The following is a 17,474-nucleotide window of genomic DNA, read 5'->3' on the forward strand; positions in this document are numbered from 1 at the left end:
CCATTACTGGGCCAGCCGATCCGGCGATGGAAACGGTTCGCAAGGACATCAGGGCCAAGTTTGGCCAACGACGCCTCGAGTTGTGTACCGAGCAGCACGACTCGGCCAACGATCTCCGCCCGTGCATCCACTACATCCGCATCGTCGCAAAACACGAATTCGCCATGCTGAGCGACCACTTGGGATGGGTCGCAAGCCTTCGGGACATGATCGAGAAGACGGACCAGATCAAGCAGTTCGTGATGGCGGTCCGCGAGCGAGCTTATCAGGCTCGCGATGACGCTCGACACAAGTACATGGTGGAGGCAAACCGCGGGTACAGTTTAGTAATCGGAGCCGGGGTCGACGCTGAGCATCTACGGGAGCAGCGGACCGCGAAATGGCCACGGGTGCTCCCGGTTGGGAAGCTGCTCTACGGCATTCCACCACTTATTGATCTGGAGGAGTGGAACCGCGAGGAGCGGAATCAGCCTGACCCTCGCGCCGACCGAACGGCCGTGCACCACGATCAGGCGGCGCTCCGCGCCCTTGTCCGGCTGCTGGACCGCACGCTCGCGATGCTGGCGATCCCCGAGCTCGCCCGCCCGCGCGCCGAAGGCACGTACTTCGAGAACGACATGCGCGAGGCGGCGGGCCTGTCGACGGGCGCCGGCTTCCCGAAGCCGCCGGTCGTGTTCACGGACGTCAGCTGCACCCTGTACGACATTAACGGCATGGCGATCTTCGGGGCGAAGCTGGAACTCTGGGAACAGCGGCCGGCCAGCGAGTACCAGGAGTGGCGGGCCCGGAGCCTGATCCCGCACCTGCATCGCTGGCGGGCGGTGGCCAACGATCGGCTTGACGATCCCATCGTTGCACCGGCGATCGCTGGTCCACCCGCGCCTCAAACTCCGCCGTCTCCGCCGCCACCACTGACGCCGCCCGACCCGATCGCGCAGATGGCCGAACGCTACCTCGTGCTGGCGCGCGACGCCGCTTACACCACCGTTGAGCAGATCGCTGAGCAATTGGGGAAGGAGTTCGACTGCGGGCGTTCGACCGTGTTCAAGCGGCTGGGGCGAGCCCGAAAGGCCGGCCTGCTGCCCCGGAAGGAGCGCAAGCCCAAGGAATGGACCAACCAAATGCAGCAGATCGACCCCACGCGCGGGTCCGGTCGCCAATCCGCCTAGTCCAGAATCCAGTCCGAAGATTGGACTGGTGCGAACGGGCCGATGCCGAACCCGCGTCGAGACCATGACTTGCACATCCACATGGTCCAGCGCGGGCTGGACAAACGACAAGGGGTATCGGAACGTCATCGCGACGCCGGTGCGCAAGCCCAACGCAAATTGGGCTCGGCTCCTCCTCAGGAGGTCCCCCATGTCCGTCCCCACCCGTTACGTCGCCCTGTCCGCCCCCGACCAGTGGCTGATCCGCCAGCTCCAGCAACTGGGCTTCGGCCGCATCAGCTTCACCGTCCGCGCCGGTAGCGCTCATCCCATGAGCGGTTACCGCGTCGTCCGCACCGTCAAGCTCCGCGCTGGCGGTGAAGATGTCCGCCCCATGCCGCAGGTGCTCCGCGCCGACTTCATCCTCCGCAACGAGCAGCTGGTCCTGCTGGAGAACCTGCGCGTGATCCCCGACGGCACCCGCGTGACCGTGAAGGTCGCCGTCGGCCTGCCGACCAACGCGTTCGAGGTCGAGCAGGAACACCAAGCGGCGTAGGCCGACCGGTCCTTCTTACCAACTAGTCACAGACACGTAGCCGGCCGCGCTCGCGGAGGCCGTTGTGGTGATCGCCGACTTATGGCGCGCACTCGACTGCCTTCGTTGGCCGGTTCACGTGCATTCCTTGTCGTCGTTCATCGCAACGTGCCTCCCCGCAGCCGGGGGAGGTTCGCTTGAGACCACGTTCCGTTGATGACCCGAGATACACGACCGCCGACGCGGCGGTCATTAAACAGATGTCGTGCCGGTTCGCCCACCGGTTCCGCCGTGACGACCTTGAGGACTTCCAGCAGGAAGTCGCGATGCGCGTCTGCCAGTGCACGCACCGATTCAACCCCATACGCGGCAAACGTGCGGCGTTCGTCAGCGTGATCGCCAAGCACCGCATCCTGCAGTTGATCGAGCGACAGGAGGCCCGCAAACGCGGCTACCGGCGGACCGTGCAGCCGGCGCCGTGGGACCAGGACTGGCTGACCGACCGTCGCACCACGCCGCAGCGGGTGGACCTGGCGATCGACGTGCGGGACGCGATGGCCCGGATGCCGGCCGAGGTGCGCCACGTTGCCGACCTTCGGATGGAGCGCCACACCGTCCGTGCGATCGGCGAGCAACTCGGACTGCCGCGCGACCAAGTGCGCGGGCGACTGCGGCACGTCGCCATCACCGTAAAAGAACTCAATCCGCACTTCGAAAAATCTCAGAACTCCACCCCTTCCTTCGGCCAACCCGGTAGTTCACCCGTAGGGGAGACCGCAACAAAAGGAGCCGCAGCATGACCACGACCAACATCAACTTCATCATCACCGACCCGCTCGTCCCGATGGACGAGGTGGAAACCACGCTTCGTCTGGCCCGCCTGGCGGTGGAAAGCCTGCACGACGAGGACCGCGTGGCGATCGAGACGGTCAGCACGGTCGACCATGCGTCACGCTCGTGCCTGATCGACACGACGGTCGACACGGGCCGGGCGCTCGCCACCGTCTTCGCCGGCTACGTCCGGCGCGAGTTCGGCAACGCCGCCGTGCGGGTCCAGCGCGTGACGCTCCACGTGGAAGGGGGGGAACGATGAGCCCGATCGACATGACCAACGCTTCGACGCGAGCCCAGGTCGCCGCGTTCGCCGAGGCGATGTACGAGCGCGACGACGTCCTCGAGGTCCGCCGCCTGCCCACGCGCAAGGGCACGTTGGCCTCCCGATGGACGACGGCCGCCAAGCTGCCCGCCGCCGTCCCGTCCCTGCTGGCCGACAACGCGTCGGGCCTGAACGTCTACGTCGGCGTCAACCCGCGCACTGGCCACGGCCAGCGCAACGCCGCCGGCGTGACCCTCAGCCGTTCATTCGTCCTCGACATCGATCACACCCGCGACCTCGCCGCGGTCCGCGCGATGCTGGCCCAGGTCCTGATCGAGCACGACGGGGAGCGGATGCCCCTGCCGCCCCCGAGCGCGATCGTCGACAGCGGCCACGGCTTCTGGTTCTGGTGGCGCCTGGCCGAGGAGATGCGCGAGCTCTACGTGCGCACGCTCGCGTTGGACATGCTGGTGACGATGACGGGGACCGACCCCAGCGTCAGCGACTCGGCCCGGATCGCCCGGTTGCCCGGCTTCACCAACTGGAAGGAGCCCGTCGCCCGATCGGTGTTAATCGAGGTGACGCCCGGCCTGATGTACTCCAACGGCTCGGCCTTCGACCTGCTGATGGCCGAGGCCGTCGCCCAGGCCCGGCTTAACGAGATTGCGGACGCCCAACGACACGCTGAAGCAGCCGAAGCGGCGAAGGCGAAGATGGCCGCAAAGCGTGCCGCGGGGCTCAGCGACGAGACCGCCAGAGTCATCGACCGCTTTAACGAGGTCCACGACGTGCGGGACGTGCTGGAGGCCCATGGCTACCTGTTCGCCCCCGGCGGCAAGGGTCGCGGTAACGCGACGTTCATCCGGCCCGGATCGAGCAACAAGACCAACGGCCACGTCGTCACCTGCGGCGACGGGCGCCGGCGTTCCATTCACTTCAGCACCGCCGACCCCCTCAACGACGGCAAGTTCGGCAAGGGCATCAAGTGCGGCTGCTGTGACGCGTTCGACGTCTTCCAGAAGCTGGCGCACCCGAGCGACCACAGCGGCGCCGTGCGGGCGGCGGCCGTGCTGCTGGGCATCGCCCACAAGGGGGTGCCCGACGCCGACGTGATCGACCGCATGGCCGACAGCCCCGACGCCGAGGTGCTTCGGGTCGCCCTCTGCGAAACCCCGGACCAGGACGCGTGCCTGGCCCTGCTCCGGGGCACGATCGCCCGCCACACCGGCTACGGGCCGCAGATCGACCGCATCGCCGCCCAGCTGCTGACCGTCGCCTCGGCCCGCAACCTGACCGGAGGCAAACGATGAGCGCCGCCAGCACCAATGGCCAATACGCCAGAGACGGTCACCCCGGCCAAGACTGGGGTGAGGACGACGACGATGCCGACCGCTCGGCCTGGATGCGGGATGCCGCCGAGGACCTGCGAGCGCGGGCCGGACCGACCGATCGGTCGCCACCGCCGCCGCCCCTGAAGTTCAGCGGGATCGGGATTGGACAGTTGATGGACGCCTGTCCGGACCTGCGCGCGATGGTCATCGACGGACTGCTGCGTCGCGGCGAGACGATGAACGTCATCAGCGCCCCGAAGATCGGCAAGAGCTGGCTGACGCTGCACATCGCGCTGTGCATCGTCACCGGCACCCCGATCTTCGGACTCTACCGGGTGGCGAGGGGCCGCGTGCTGCTGCTGGACAACGAGCTGCACCGCGAGACGCTGGCCAAACGCGTCAAGATCGTCGCCGACGCGATGTGCCTGCCGCGCGACCGCTACGAGCACGACCTGATCGTCCAGCCGATGCGCGGGCAGCTGCGGGACTGGCAGCAGCTGCGGGGGTACTTCGCCAGCGTGCCGCCGGGCCACTTCGCGCTGATCATCTGCGACGCGTTCTACCGGTTCATGCCGGCCGACAGCGACGAGAACGACAACGGGACGATGGCGAGCGTCTACAACCTGATCGACGCCTTCGCCGAGCAGACCGGGGCGTCGTTCGTGCTCGTGCACCATTCCAGCAAGGGGGTGCAGTCGGACAAGTCGGTGACGGACGTCGGGGCCGGGGCGGGGGCCCAGTCGCGGGCGACCGACACGCACCTGATATTGCGGCACCACGAGAACGACGGCGTCGTCGTGCTGGACGCGGCGGTGCGGTCGTGGAAGCCGATCGAGGCGGTCTGCCTGCGGTGGGACTTCCCGCTGTGGCGGACGGCGCCGGGCGAGGACCCGACGCTGCTGCGGCGGTCGCGGCCGCGCAAGGAGGCCAAGGCGCCGCCCGACGTGACGCCGGACAAGCCCAAGGAGGAACCGTGGACCGTCGAACGATTCGTCAAAGACTTCGTGACCGACGCGCCGCAGGAACAGAAGGTGGTCGCCGCCAAGGCGCGTGCCAAGGGACTGAAGCACCGGCAGGTCGACGACCTGATCGCCCTGTCGATCGCCGAGGGCAAAGCGTGGCGATGGTCGTTCGCAGGGACCAAGACCGTGTACCTGGCCAACCGCGAGCAGCCGGTGACGGAGACCGCAGGAGGCCCGGATGTGGCAGCATGAAGGTCATATACACACACACACGAATCCCCCCCACACCCCCCAGTGTGCGGGCAAGCCGCACCTGGGGGGCTGGCCATGTGCGCGTGTGCGCAACGGAAGCCACACTGCATCCCGGCCGAAGGCGAAGCGGGCGCGGCCGGACCGTCATGGCGACCATGTACCCACTCTCCATCCGGGCCGACAATCCGCCGAACAAATAGCTGTTTTTACTATGCTCGCAAGACGCAGGGACGTACGATACGCAGGAGACGCACACCATGGACATCACCCTCCGCCCGACCGAGTCGATCACGCCCTACGAGCACAACCCGCGCGTCAACGACGGCGCCGTGGACGCGGTCGCTGCGTCGTTGAAGGCGTTCGGGTTTAGGCAGCCGATTGTCGTCGACGCCGAGGACGTGATCGTCGTCGGCCACACGCGCTGGAAGGCGGCGCGGAAGCTGGGCCTTGCGATGGTGCCCGTCCACGTCGCCGCTGACCTGACGCCCGCCCAAGCGCGGGCATACCGCATCGCCGACAACGCCACGAACGAGCTGGCGGAATGGGACAAGCTGCTGCTCCCAGCCGAACTGCAGGGCTTGCAGGCAATGGACGTGGATCTCGGCCTCCTCGGCTTCGACCCCGCGGAGTTGGACCGGCTGCTGGTGGGGGAGGGTAAAGACGGCCTGACCGACCCCGACGACGTCCCACCCGTCCCGGCCGAACCGGTGACCCAGCCCGGCGACCTGTGGACGCTGGGCGACCACCGCGTGCTGTGCGGGGACAGCACGGTGGTCAAGGACGTGGAACGGCTGCTCGACGGCGCCGTGCCGTTCCTGATGGTGACCGACCCACCCTACGGCGTCAGCTACAACCCCGAGTGGCGTCATCAGGCGGGGCTCAACGAATCGTCGAGGACCGGGAAAGTACAGAACGACGACCGCGTCGACTGGACGGACGCCTACCGGCTCTTCCCCGGCCACGTCGCCTACGTCTGGCACGCGGGGGTGCATGCGTCAGAGGTGAGTGCAAATCTACAGGCGGCGGGCTTCGGCGTGCGGGCGCAGATCATCTGGCGGAAGCCGCGGTTCGTGATCGGGCGCGGTGCGTACCACTGGGGGCACGAGCCGTGCTGGTACGCGGTACGGGAGGGCGGGTCAGCGAAGTGGTGCGGGGACCGTAGTCAGTCGACCGTCTGGGACATCGCCCAACGGGACGATACGGGCGATACCGTCCACGGGACGCAGAAGCCGGTGGAATGCATGGCGCGGCCGGTGAGGAACCATGGTGGGAAGGAAGACGCGGTGTACGACCCGTTCCTCGGCAGCGGGACCACGGTGATGGCGGCCGAGCAGTTGGGGCGGCGGTGCTGCGGGATGGAGATCAGCCCGGGGTACGTGGACGTGATCGTGCAGCGCTGGGAGGCGTTCACCGGCAAGCGGGCGAGCCGAGTAGACGGCAAGGGGAAGAAGCAACCGCCCATGACCGACAACACCCCAGCCGAGGCCGGGGTGGTCGAGGGGGTGGGGCGATGACTACGTTACCGCTCAACCTCCTCCTCGGTCATGTCCCGCAGCTGCTGCTCGAGCCGGTCCAGCTGTCGCGGCAGGTCGAGCGGGTACGTCTTGGCCCACGCGGCCAACTGCTGACGCGCGGCATCGGGTTGAGCTGCGCCGAGGAGGAAGGCATCGTGCCCATCGCCATCGTCATCGATCAGGCACATCAGGTCGTCGACAAAGTCGATCGTGTAGCGCATCGGTCAGGTTCCTTTCGAAGGGGGTGTGAGTTGCTGGTGCCCCTGCTCGGCCAGCGCGGTGAACTCGATCATCGCGTCGAGGTAGGGGTCGCTGCCGCCGGCCGGATAGCAGCGCCGGTGCCGCACGTCGACGATGCCCCGGTCCTTGCAGAACTCCAGCGCGACGTTCACGCGGGTGTGGGCCAGCCGCTCGGCCCGGGCGATGCGCTCCATCGTCGTACCCTCACCGGTCGCCGGCGTCTCGGCCAGGGCGTGGGCGACGGCCTCGAAGCTGGCCCGGTCGCAGCGGTGGACGTAGGTGCGCCCGCCGCTGGCGACCGTGCGGACCAGGTGGTCGTCGACGAGGGCGTAGCGGACGAGGCGCTGGCGAGTGTGGCTGGTCATCGCTCAGTTCCCCCCGTTGAGGGCGAAGTGGCCGCGGTCGGTCTTCTTGAAGCGGCTGCTGTCGCCCTTGACGGTGATCTCCCGCAGGATCGCGCTGTACAAGGTCGCGGCGGGCGTGGGGGCTGCGGTCGTCCACAGGCCCTGTTCCTGCATCCGGGCCACCATCGTCTTGCACTGCAGGGGCTCGTCGGCCTGTTGAAGGACCTGCGCGGCCGCGTCGAGGCAGGTCAGCTTGCCCGCAGGCTTCGCGGTCGTCTCTTCGGGCTTCTTAGCCTCTTTAGCCGGCGTTGCCACCGCTGCCGTCGCCTTCGCCTTTGCGGGCCGTTTTGCGCGTGGTGCGACCTCGGCGGGCTCAGGGTCGCCTACGGGCGCGATCGCCTCGCGTTGGGCCTCTGGCGCGCGCTGCGGGGCCTCGGGTTCCGCAGCCGCCGGGCGCAGGTGGCGCACGTCCTTGACCCGCACGGGCTTGCCCATGTCGCTGACGGCGTTCCACCCGGTCTTGGCCGGGCCGAGGATGGTCACCCCTACCCACCGGCTGCCGACCTTCGCCTCGTACGCTTCGCCCACTTGTACCTGGTCCTTCGTCATGTTCGCTCCTACATTGAACTCCTGAAGGGGCCGGCCATCCCGGCCCCGCGTGGGACCATGTGTCCATGGGTGGCGGGACACATCAAGTCATTAATCCACTTGTGGAAGTGGGGGACCTGTGGCCCAGCAACGTGCTAAGGGTCCCGCTTCCAGCGCACCGGTGGGCACCGACGAGGAGCCGGTCTACGCGGGGCTGTCGGCTCGGCAGGGGCGGGCCATCGACGCGCTGCTGCAGGGGCAGACGATCACGCAGGTGGCGCTGGCAGCGGGGGCATCCCGGCGTGCCGTCCACAAGTGGATGCACCGTCCCCGCTTCCGGGCCGCGCTGCTCGACGCCCGCCGCGAAGCCTTCGGTCAGGCGATCGGCCTCACCCAGCGTTACGCGCCGGTGGCCGTCGCCACGCTGGTCAAGGTGATGAACGACGCCGGCGCCAGTGCCAACGCCAAGGTCGCTGCTGCCGCGGTGCTGCTGAAGTTCGGCCGGGAGGGGATCGAGCTCGACGACTTGGCGGTGCGGGTCGAGGTGCTGGAGCAGGCGCTGCAGCCGCATCCGGGCCAACGTGCATTGGAGGACCAGACGTGAACCTTGTGCGACGCGTGGAGAACCTCGAGCTGCTCAGGCGTCGGCAGGCGCCACCGTCGCCCGTGCCGCTGGATACGCCCGCCGACGTGCTGAACATTCTGGCCGAGCAAGCGGGGGCGGTACGGGGCGATGTCGGTGCAGACCCCACCGAGAAGGCCCGGACGCTGGTCGGGCTGTCAGCCGTCGCTCTGCGGGCCATGGACAGCCGCGACGTGCACGATCGGTTGGAAGCCGTCGAACGCGTGTTGAAGCTGCGGGCGAAGGAACAGCGGAAACAGGAACAGAAGCGGAGGTAACGTCATGCCCGTCGATGCGATGTACGACCAGTTCACGCCGACCGAGCGGCTGTCGCTGCTGCTCGAAGCCATGGCCCGCGAGGATTGGCCCGAGGCGCGGAAGCTGCGGGCGACCTGCCCGGACAAGACCTACCGCATGGGCGACCTGGCCTTCCACGAGCCGCGCGAGTTCATCTGGGACCTGGCCACCATCGCCGCGGCGGACCTGCGCGTGATGTACGGCAAGATCCGCATGATGCAGTCGTTCAACGAGGTCCTCCCGTTCCTGACCGACCAGCACGCGATGGCGGCCGAGCTGTCGTTCATGGACGGATGGCGCCTCGGCAACGACATGCCCGAACTGCCAAGGCCGGACGTGGACAGGGACGGGGTGGAGGGCCACGACGCGGTGCAGCCGGCGGTGGATGGTTTCTACCCGGAGCAGGACGATGACGATGACAATGACGAGGACGATGACGCGGACCGGGTGCCGGGCCGTGAGCCGACGGTCGAGGAGATGGAGGTGATCGACCGATGGAAAGCACCCCAGCGGTGGGTCGCGGTGGCGCAGCGACGCATCACCGGCCTGTACGTCCCGGTGATCCGCCGCGTGACGGGCGACGCATTAGGCGTGTGGGCGGCGTGGGACGCGTTCTGCCAGGCGAAGGTGGGCGTGGACGGGGACACGGCGATGCGGGCGCACTGCCCGCCGGTGGCGGAGCTGGTCAAGGAACTGACGGCGACGTACCCGGAGGTGCGGGCACGGGAGGACAAGCAGGCGGAGTATGCGGCCGATCTGGAACGGGCGTGGGGGAAGAGGTTTGGGTGAGGGGTGGCTGGTACTCCAAGTGCGTTATCAATACCCGGTCGAATTACACTTGTGCGCGGGTGGGGTTCATCTAGCATCTCGGCTTCTCGCCCTCATCCCCCGGCGAGGTAGGGAGGTGCTATGGAAGCGATAAGTATTGTGCAGTCGACGGCCGACCTAGTATTTGAAGTGGCGCAATGGCCACGGGCAGCATGGTCGACGTTCTGGCGAGCCGTGTTCAAGCCGTGGGCAATCTGGCGACAAGTCGACCACGAGTTTCGCTACCCCGATCAGGCCCGCGCGGACAACACGATGCCGGCGTTGCTGTTCTGGGTGCTCGTGGTCGTCGTGCCATTCTTTATGTTCGCCGACCATTGGCTAGGCCCTGCCGCAGTACGGTATCCGTGGCTAGAGCCGATCGCTTCACAACCTTGGCCAGTCCGTTTATTCGCTGTCGCGTTCTTTTTGGCGGCAGGACCAATGAAGTGTGCCCGGACGATTCTGAAGGCGAGCCCGAGGCCGCATGGCAAAGACGCACTTAAGCGGCTGTTCGCGATCGAGTGCGTCGTGCTGGCTCCGGCGTACTACGCGCTGATGCTTATCCTGCTGCTAGGTGTCGCAGGGATGCAATCGGGACAGAACACGGTGATCACCGTCTGCGCTCTGATCTCAATCTACGCTCAATGGCCGTTAGTCCGCGCGGAACTCGGAGCCAATCGGATGGACACGTTTCTGACGGTCATGACCTGTTTCGGTCGCTGGTGGGGACAGGTAATCCTGATGATCCTGGTTTTCGGAACGCTTTTCATGTTGGCGAAGGGGATACCTGACGAGGTGCTTAGGGGTGCAACAACGTTACCTTCCGGAAGATAATCCATTTGGACTTCAAGCGGCGGGCGACATCGGGTGCAGTATGCGGGGATCTGAAGCTGGCGAACGTGGTGATGCGGCTTGCGCGAAAATGGGTAAACGTTTCGCAGCCCGCTACTGTGCGTCCTAGTCATCAGTCATGTGCTGCTGTACAAATGCAGGATCATACGAATGAACGATGTAGGTGAAGCTTAGGACTCACCCATGTCGACACCCTCCATGATCAGGGTTTTTGAGGGGAAGGTGGCAACGCTCTGGGTTCTCTCGCAATCGGAAGTCACGTTGCTCTCGATGGCGGGGATAAGCTTTATCCTTCACTCAAGTGGATGTTCATCGTATTTGGAGGCCGAAGCCCTCCTCGCACGAGGCCGAAATGAGTGAGTTTCTGCGAGTTGCCGAAGCCCTAATGCTGCACGAGCAGCGCCCGATGCGACCGAGGGAATTGGTCCAGCTCGGGTTGACGCGCAGGCTCTTTTCTGACCGTAGGGCGGGAAAGACGCCTTGGCAGACAATGAAGTCGAAGCTGTCGGTACACGTCCGGCGGAAGGGGAAGAACTCGACGTTTGTTAGGACCGGCCCCAACCAGTTTTTCTTGCGTCGGCTGGTGCCGGGCGATGTGTACGAGGCACCCCCTCAACAGAAGCCAGAGTCTACCGAGCAGGTACTGGTGTTCCCGAGCGCGCTATTGCGTACGCGCGATCGATTTCAAGGTATTAGTCGGAACTTTCACCGGCTCCAGGCCCGCATACTAAAACCGGACGTGTCATTCCACATCGACCGTCTCCGCGCCGAAAGCGATAATGATCACAAGCAGGTCCTGACTTACGTCATGATCACGCGGCGCGGGCGGGTTCTGGCCTTCAAACGCGGCAGCTATAATCGCGTCGAGGACTTCCTGCGTGGAGCCCACTGCATCGGGTTCGGTGGCCATGTTTCAAAGACTGACGTTGACCTTTTCAGCCTTTCTGACATGGGGGTCGTCCGAAGCGCGAGTCGAGAATTGTTCGAGGAACTCCGACTGCCGGCGAAGGACATCGAACGTCTGAAGGTCGGCAAGGGTCTAAAGCTGGTCGGCCTCCTAAATGACGACTCATCGCTGGTCGGTCAACGCCACCTCGCCTTTCTTTTCACGTACGAGGTGAGCAATGATCGCGCGTGGGCCAAACCTGAGCGTGGCGAGAAGTCGATCACGCAGCTCCGGTGGCTGAGTCCAAATTCCGGGACGGTGCCGATTTGGGACTTCGAGTATTGGTCACAGCTTTGTCTCCGCGAATACTTCCCTCAGATCGCTCACGCAGTTCCTCAGCACCGCATTGTTCGGCGTGTGCCCCTCCGCCCCCCGCATCTGCTCTGTGTCCTGGGTGAGGTTGGGAGCGGAAAATCTGAAGCCACCCGCTTGATCACACGCGAGTTTGACTACGAAGAAATTAACTCAGGAAGGATTGTCGCCGAAATCCTCGGCATCCCTCCAGTCGGAGAATACGGACGGGACAGGTTTCAACAAAAGGCAGGGGAATTCATAAAACGTGCCGATGGTCCACAGCGCCTCGCTGACGCGATTTGGACAAGAGTACAGAAGGTTTCATCGGGAAAAGTACTTATCGATGGAATACGCCAGCGCACGACTCTTAACTGCCTTCAACAATTGGCGGGAAACCTTCAAATAGGCGTGCTCTATGTCCACACCCTGCCCGATCTGGCGTACAAGTTCTACCGGGCACGCGAACAACCACGGCTTTCCATTTTCGAGTTCCTTGAACGTCGGAACGCAGAGGTCGAGCGGGACGTTGCAGGCATGATTTCAGTAGCCGACGCGGTGCTTTATAATTGGATCGGGCGAGCCGAGTATCAGCAGGCGATCTGCGACCTCATGGAGACAGTCATGAAAGAGCAGGTCTAAATGGATGGAGGCTACGACGAAGGCTACAAAAAGTGCAGCTGCTTCTGGGGCACCCAGCCCGGAAGTCTGATCCTGCGTTTACGGGACATTGTGGGCGACTTTGCGGGGCTGCGCGTCCTAGATGCTGGATGTGGCGAGGGGAAGAATGCCGCGTTTCTGGCAGGGCTAGGTGCTTCCGTTGATGCGTTCGACGTGTCCGAAACGGCCTTAGAGCACGCCCGGATGCTGTGGCCTGACCGCTCGAATATCGAATGGCAGATCGCAGACGCGAGACAGTTACCGATTTCCCACGACTCGTACGACATCGTCATCGCATATGGACTGTTTCACTGCCTTCAAAATCAGCGAGAAGTCGTGGATTTGGCGCACCGCTTGATGCGCTGCACACGGCGAGGCGGCCTCCACGTGGTCTGTACGTTCAATCATCGCCATCAAGAGTTGCACGCACATCCTGGTTTCTCGCCGGTATTGCTCCCTCACGTTTTTTTCGAAACGTTGTACGCAGGTTGGAGCATGATCCATCACTCGGATACCGACCTGCATGAGACTCACCCTCACAACAACTTGCCACACAAGCACTCGATGACGCGCCTCATAGCCCGGAAGGAGGTGTGAACGTGATCTGTCCAGTCGAGTTGCGTTGGCGCTACCGTGAGGAGCGGATACTTCCATTCATCGGCGCTGGTTCGTCCATGTCCGTTTCGTGGTCCGACTCATATGGCGTAAACAGAAAGGGACCATCCTGGGAGGACTTGGTTGCTCAAGCCGCACACCTGCTCGGATTCGAGCACCCGTCATTAGCTCGTGTGCGCGGCGCTGACCTCCAGATATTGGAATACTTCAAGAGGAAGAACAATCAGGAAACTGCGAAGCTCACAAACTGGCTCGGCAAGTACATGGACCCACCTGATGATGCCCTTCGAAATGCGCCAATCCTTCGCGAACTGGTTGCCCTCGATAAGTGCCGATTCTTCTACACGACGAACTTCGACAACTTCTTGGAGCGCGTCTTTGCGTTGCACAAGCGACCGCATTCCGTGGTCGCGTTCGAAGCCGAGATGGGAATCGAGCGTACTTGCGAGATTGTCAAGTTTCACGGTGACCTTGACCACCCATCGCAGATCGTCTTAACGGAATCGGATTATGAGAAACGGCTGGCTTTGTCCACGCCAATGGATCATCGCCTTAGGGCGGATTTGCTAGGTCGAGTCGTTCTCTTCATCGGGTACAGTTTCCGCGACCCGAACGTGTCATATTTGTTTCGGCTTTTCACGGATCAACATTGGGAGCAGCCCAATTCCTTGGGTGGGGACAGGGCATACATCGCAGTCTCAGATCCGTCAGACTTTGAGTATGAGTTGTTCGAGGCGCGACGAATAAGGGTGATTCCGATCAGCGGGAAAAACCGTACAGAAGAGATGGCCCAGTTGCTAAATGAGATGAGGAGTTAATCCCATGGCGAGTCCTATTACGGTCGTGTACGTGACGACCTCCAATTTCAAGGAAGAAGAGTGCAAGCTCATCGTCGAACATTGCACGCTACCCAGCGGATCGCCGGTGAAGGGCAATTTCGAGTTCGATTTTCGAAAGGAGCCCATTCCTGAGACGCTGGAAGTCAACATCGAGCAGATGGTCCGCGCTGAGGTCCGCGCCGCCTACTCCAAATTCCGAATCCCCTGCATCGTTGAACATGCAGGGTTAATCTTCGAGAATTATAGGGCAGTTTGGTACCCGGGGGGGCTGACGAAGCCGATGTGGAACACACTCGGTCAAGACTTCGTGAAAGAAACTGCTTCTGCCAATCGGCCGGCAACAGCCCGCGCTGTGATTGCTTACTGCGATGGAATGAATACGCGTACCTTTACGGGGGAGACGACGGGAAAGATCGCGGATGGGCCGAGGGGCAGCCGAACTTTTTACTGGGACACGGTATTTGTACCAGATGATCCTGACGGGACTCTTGGGACAAAGACGTACGCCGAAATCAATGACGACCCCGCCTTAGGTCTCCGATACAAAGTCACAAAACTGTCGCAGTCCACTAAGGCGATGCTGGGGCTTCTCAGCTACCTCGAGACTCACTCCGTTGGGGCTCTGTGGCGCCAATAGATATCAGAAATTTTTAGACAGGAAGAGATACTCTGCGACACTTCCCCGACCTTCCACCGAGCCGCTGACCATGCTGTTACGGTGAACGATCCGGGCGGTGAAATCGCTATATAATTTCCTGACGGGTTCGTGGCGCGCATTGCTCACGATAACACGAGCCCCACGTCTCGCAGCCGCACGGCAATCCTCCGCAAGTCGCACCTGATCGTCCCAAGAGAAAATGGACTCGTTATATCGGACAAAGCCGTTGTTATCGTGCTTTACCGTGTAGGGTGGATCGCAGTATACGACATCACCTTTTCCCGCTTTCGCAACCTGATGCTCGAACTTTGAGTGCAAAAGCGTTGCCGCTTGGAGCGCCTCCGCGGCCGCGCGGAGTAGCGGGCGATTGAGCACCGTGGTCCCGGGCTTACAGCCGTAGGGCACGTTGAATTCACCTTTTTGGTTAACGCGGTACATCCCGTTAAAAGCCGTCCTGTTCAAGTACAGAAAACGTACTGCCCGTTCGAGAGCGCCCGGCGGATCTGCAGCGCGGAACAGACTAAATCGAGACCTTGACGGGCGCAAACCGCGCATTGCGTCCAGCACATCCTCAAGATTCGATTTGATCTGACGGTAAACGCCGATTAGCTCGCCGTTACGATCGGACAGTACCGCCTTCGCAGGGCGCAAGTGAAAGAAGACAGCGCCGCCACCGAGGAACGGTTCGTAATAGGTGCCCGAGGGCTCGCCGATGATTTCAGCGATCGTTTTGGCCAGCCACCGCTTACCCCCGGGCCATTTCAGAAAGGGCAAGACAGGATCTGCTAATGAATTAGATTGGGCTGGTCTCATCCGTGGTCCGGAGCACTTTATACGCAGCCCCGCTGATTGCCAATCCGCCTATCAGATAAGACTTCGAGCGTTTGGGCGGACTTGCAATAGCCCTACGGAGCGATCGATGCTGCGGAACCACGCATACGAATAAGCGTGCACGAACGTAGTGCATCAATTCAACTCGCCGCCCCTACCCGCTTTTACCGCGTCAACCGGTAGAACTTGTGACGGTGTCCGGGCCGACCAGCGTCGTCGGCGCCTAGCCGCGCGGTCACGGCGCCGCGGCGTTCCAGCCGGTCGAGGGGGGAGTACATCTGTCCGTGCCCTATCGTGCGGCAGCTGCGTAGCGTGCACTCCTCTGCGATCTCGCGAGCGTCCGCCTCCTCGCCGTCACTGAAGATGTCGAGCAACGCTTGCTCCAGCGACGAGCCGGGTGTCGCAAGGTGGTCGCCGATGCTGCGCGCGCGACCGCCGCCCCTGAACTTGGCGATGAACGCTGACCAGAACTCCGCCATCGGCTGACCTTTCCGGATCGCGGCTATTGAGACCCAAATCGACTTGCTGTCTCCCCCCACATCCCACACTGTGTCCCCAGCGCCTCGTACTGTGCGACGCGCAAACAAATGGCCTCGCGGTGTTCCACCACCCGAGGCCGTGGCCATCGCTTATGAAGGAGCGACGACATGCCAGAGCATACCGAAGAGTCCCCGTCCGCACACGACCCGTTCAACGACGCGTTCGTCCCGACCTGCCGCTTCCATCCCGGCCGCCGTGACTTCGACGTAAGCCAAGACCTGCTCGCCGAGCAGGAGTACCGCCAGACGCACTGCGATTCCTGCGGCGGCGTGACGGCGGGCACGATCGTGGCGGGGGTGCACATGCAGATGTGCGATTCATGTTTGAGGGCAGCGCTGTGGGAGACGCTGGTGGAGCTGGAGGAGGGGCGGGCGGCGTGAGGGGGTGGTGCGGAGGAGTAGAGGGCCGTCCGGTGCGGGCGGCCCTTTGTCGTTGGTGACCCGCTGATGTCCGAGCAGCCCGTGTCGCAACGCTGTCGGTGAACCCGGCTGGGACGTCGGGCGTGATGCTCAGCCGGGAAGTGTATCGGAGCAAATACAGGACGCTCCACTTGTTAATCCGGAATATGGTGATAGCCTATCGGTCGTAGCGATCTCGCCGGGGGGTCGTGTTCGGGTGGGCAGCAGCATCATTTCAAGGCACAATTAGATGAACATTCGCACGATCCTCGGAATCGGTCGGTCACGGTCCGCGCGCACGCGTCGCCGCAACATCAAGCAGAACATCTTCGAGCTCCAGCCGCTGGAGAAGCGCGTGCTGCTGAGCACGACGACGCTCAACCCGATCGCCGACGCGTTCGTGCAGGACGGCGGCTCGGCCAACGCCAACAACGGCCCCTCCGTCGATCTGCTGGCCAAGACCGGCGCCACCAACTCCGGTGCCAACCGCCACACCTACCTTCGTTTCGACTTGGCCGCCCTCTCGGCCGTCGACAGCGCGACGCTGCGTCTGTACGGCAGCTACTACGACGGGGCACAGGAAAACGTCAACGTCAACGTCTACGAGGCCCGCAACAACACGTGGACCGAGATGGGGATCACGTGGAACCTCATGGAGCCCATCTCCGCCAAGACCGCTGAGCTCGACGAGGAGACGGTGAGCAGCAGCGTCCCCGGCTGGTACACGTTCAACGTGACCGGCCTAGTCGCGGCCAAGAAGGCCGCAGGGGACACGTCGGTGAGCCTGGAGGTGCGCGCGCCGAACTGGAGCAACCGCCTGCCGCGGTTCAACAGCCGCGAGGCGACGAGCAACAAGCCCGAGCTCGTCGTCGTCGCTAACGAGCCAGCGGTCCCCACCAACCTCGCCGCCAGCGCCGTCTCGTCGTCGCAGGTCAACCTCAGCTGGACCGACGCCTCGTCGAACGAAACCGGCTTCAAGGTCCAGCGCAGCACCAGCAGCTCGTTCCCGGCCGGCAGCGGCACCGTCACGCTCGCCACGACCGCGGCCGGCGCGACGAGCTACAGCGACACGGGGCTGAGCCCGGCGATGACGTACCACTACCGCGTC

The 17,474-nt window shown here is 63.7% G+C and carries 22 protein-coding genes; 17 read left to right on the plus strand and 5 right to left on the minus strand.

Annotation, left to right across the window (positions count from 1 at the left end):
- Nucleotides 1-26: 26 nt before the first annotated feature.
- The 7 genes from VGN72_10645 (at nt 27) to VGN72_10675 (ending at nt 6,838) form a co-directional block, all read left to right on the plus strand.
- Nucleotides 27-1,169, plus strand: coding sequence for a hypothetical protein (locus VGN72_10645; protein HEV7299813.1), 1,143 nt, complete (start codon nt 27-29; stop codon nt 1,167-1,169).
- Nucleotides 1,170-1,359: 190 nt separating this feature from the next.
- A complete protein-coding gene (locus VGN72_10650) occupies nt 1,360-1,704 on the plus strand; it encodes a hypothetical protein (protein HEV7299814.1) in 345 nt (114 codons plus the stop codon).
- A 176-nt stretch (nt 1,705-1,880) separates the two neighbouring features.
- Entirely contained in the window at nt 1,881-2,483 is a 603-nt protein-coding gene (locus VGN72_10655) for a sigma-70 family RNA polymerase sigma factor (protein ID HEV7299815.1), read from the plus strand.
- Nucleotides 2,480-2,776 (plus strand): hypothetical protein, encoded by a 297-nt coding sequence (locus VGN72_10660; GenBank protein HEV7299816.1) that lies wholly within the window; start codon nt 2,480-2,482, stop codon nt 2,774-2,776. Before VGN72_10655 ends, VGN72_10660 begins: the two co-directional genes overlap by 4 nt.
- Nucleotides 2,773-4,089, plus strand: coding sequence for a DNA-primase RepB domain-containing protein (locus tag VGN72_10665; GenBank protein ID HEV7299817.1), 1,317 nt, complete (start codon nt 2,773-2,775; stop codon nt 4,087-4,089). Before VGN72_10660 ends, VGN72_10665 begins: the two co-directional genes overlap by 4 nt.
- Complete coding sequence (locus tag VGN72_10670; GenBank protein HEV7299818.1) at nt 4,086-5,324, plus strand: AAA family ATPase; 1,239 nt, start codon at nt 4,086-4,088, stop codon at nt 5,322-5,324. Before VGN72_10665 ends, VGN72_10670 begins: the two co-directional genes overlap by 4 nt.
- 257 nt (nt 5,325-5,581) lie before the next feature.
- The gene (locus VGN72_10675; protein ID HEV7299819.1) at nt 5,582-6,838 is read left to right on the plus strand and encodes a DNA methyltransferase; all 1,257 of its coding nucleotides are present in this window, start codon (nt 5,582-5,584) and stop codon (nt 6,836-6,838) included.
- A 5-nt stretch (nt 6,839-6,843) separates the two neighbouring features.
- On the opposite strand, the gene VGN72_10680 is transcribed toward VGN72_10675, so the two are convergent.
- From VGN72_10680 to VGN72_10690, 3 genes are read right to left on the minus strand one after another with little or no spacing between them, the layout of a single operon-like run.
- A complete protein-coding gene (locus VGN72_10680) occupies nt 6,844-7,059 on the minus strand; it encodes a hypothetical protein (protein HEV7299820.1) in 216 nt (71 codons plus the stop codon).
- A 3-nt stretch (nt 7,060-7,062) separates the two neighbouring features.
- A complete protein-coding gene (locus VGN72_10685) occupies nt 7,063-7,443 on the minus strand; it encodes a hypothetical protein (GenBank protein HEV7299821.1) in 381 nt (126 codons plus the stop codon).
- A 3-nt stretch (nt 7,444-7,446) separates the two neighbouring features.
- On the minus strand, nt 7,447-8,031 hold the full coding sequence (locus tag VGN72_10690; GenBank protein ID HEV7299822.1) for an HTH domain-containing protein: 585 nt from the start codon (nt 8,029-8,031) through the stop codon (nt 7,447-7,449).
- A gap of 118 nt (nt 8,032-8,149) precedes the next feature.
- On the opposite strand from VGN72_10690, the gene VGN72_10695 reads away from it, so the two are divergent.
- The 8 genes from VGN72_10695 to VGN72_10730 all read left to right on the plus strand — a co-directional run bounded on the left by VGN72_10695 (nt 8,150) and on the right by VGN72_10730 (nt 14,576).
- Nucleotides 8,150-8,614, plus strand: coding sequence for a hypothetical protein (locus tag VGN72_10695; protein ID HEV7299823.1), 465 nt, complete (start codon nt 8,150-8,152; stop codon nt 8,612-8,614).
- On the plus strand, nt 8,611-8,910 hold the full coding sequence (locus tag VGN72_10700) for a hypothetical protein (GenBank protein ID HEV7299824.1): 300 nt from the start codon (nt 8,611-8,613) through the stop codon (nt 8,908-8,910). The genes VGN72_10695 and VGN72_10700 overlap by 4 nt, the downstream gene beginning before the upstream one ends.
- A gap of 4 nt (nt 8,911-8,914) precedes the next feature.
- The gene (locus VGN72_10705) at nt 8,915-9,718 is read left to right on the plus strand and encodes a hypothetical protein (GenBank protein HEV7299825.1); all 804 of its coding nucleotides are present in this window, start codon (nt 8,915-8,917) and stop codon (nt 9,716-9,718) included.
- A gap of 120 nt (nt 9,719-9,838) precedes the next feature.
- A complete protein-coding gene (locus VGN72_10710) occupies nt 9,839-10,570 on the plus strand; it encodes a hypothetical protein (protein ID HEV7299826.1) in 732 nt (243 codons plus the stop codon).
- Between the two features lie 403 nt (nt 10,571-10,973).
- Complete coding sequence (locus VGN72_10715) at nt 10,974-12,467, plus strand: HTH domain-containing protein (protein HEV7299827.1); 1,494 nt, start codon at nt 10,974-10,976, stop codon at nt 12,465-12,467.
- Nucleotides 12,468-13,082: a class I SAM-dependent methyltransferase gene (locus VGN72_10720; protein ID HEV7299828.1), complete on the plus strand. Its 615-nt coding sequence runs from the start codon at nt 12,468-12,470 to the stop codon at nt 13,080-13,082.
- Between the two features lie 2 nt (nt 13,083-13,084).
- The gene (locus tag VGN72_10725) at nt 13,085-13,918 is read left to right on the plus strand and encodes an SIR2 family protein (protein ID HEV7299829.1); all 834 of its coding nucleotides are present in this window, start codon (nt 13,085-13,087) and stop codon (nt 13,916-13,918) included.
- Between the two features lie 4 nt (nt 13,919-13,922).
- On the plus strand, nt 13,923-14,576 hold the full coding sequence (locus VGN72_10730) for a non-canonical purine NTP pyrophosphatase (GenBank protein ID HEV7299830.1): 654 nt from the start codon (nt 13,923-13,925) through the stop codon (nt 14,574-14,576).
- Between the two features lie 3 nt (nt 14,577-14,579).
- Here the strand turns inward: VGN72_10730 and VGN72_10735 are convergent, their stop codons facing one another.
- Together VGN72_10735 and VGN72_10740 are read right to left on the minus strand one after the other, a co-directional pair.
- Nucleotides 14,580-15,371 carry a Dam family site-specific DNA-(adenine-N6)-methyltransferase gene (locus VGN72_10735; GenBank protein HEV7299831.1) on the minus strand — a complete coding sequence of 264 codons (792 nt, stop codon included), beginning with the start codon at nt 15,369-15,371 and terminating at the stop codon, nt 14,580-14,582.
- A gap of 221 nt (nt 15,372-15,592) precedes the next feature.
- Nucleotides 15,593-15,907 (minus strand): hypothetical protein, encoded by a 315-nt coding sequence (locus tag VGN72_10740; protein HEV7299832.1) that lies wholly within the window; start codon nt 15,905-15,907, stop codon nt 15,593-15,595.
- 168 nt (nt 15,908-16,075) lie between these two features.
- Between VGN72_10740 and VGN72_10745 the strand changes: the two genes are divergently transcribed.
- Nucleotides 16,076-16,348, plus strand: a complete 273-nt coding sequence (locus VGN72_10745; GenBank protein HEV7299833.1) for a hypothetical protein — start codon at nt 16,076-16,078, stop codon at nt 16,346-16,348.
- 268 nt (nt 16,349-16,616) lie between these two features.
- On the plus strand, nt 16,617-17,474 hold an 858-nt coding region (locus VGN72_10750), incomplete at its 3' end, for a DNRLRE domain-containing protein (protein ID HEV7299834.1).

Source organism: Tepidisphaeraceae bacterium, assembly GCA_035998445.1.
Classification (GTDB): Bacteria; Planctomycetota; Phycisphaerae; order Tepidisphaerales; family Tepidisphaeraceae; genus DASYHQ01.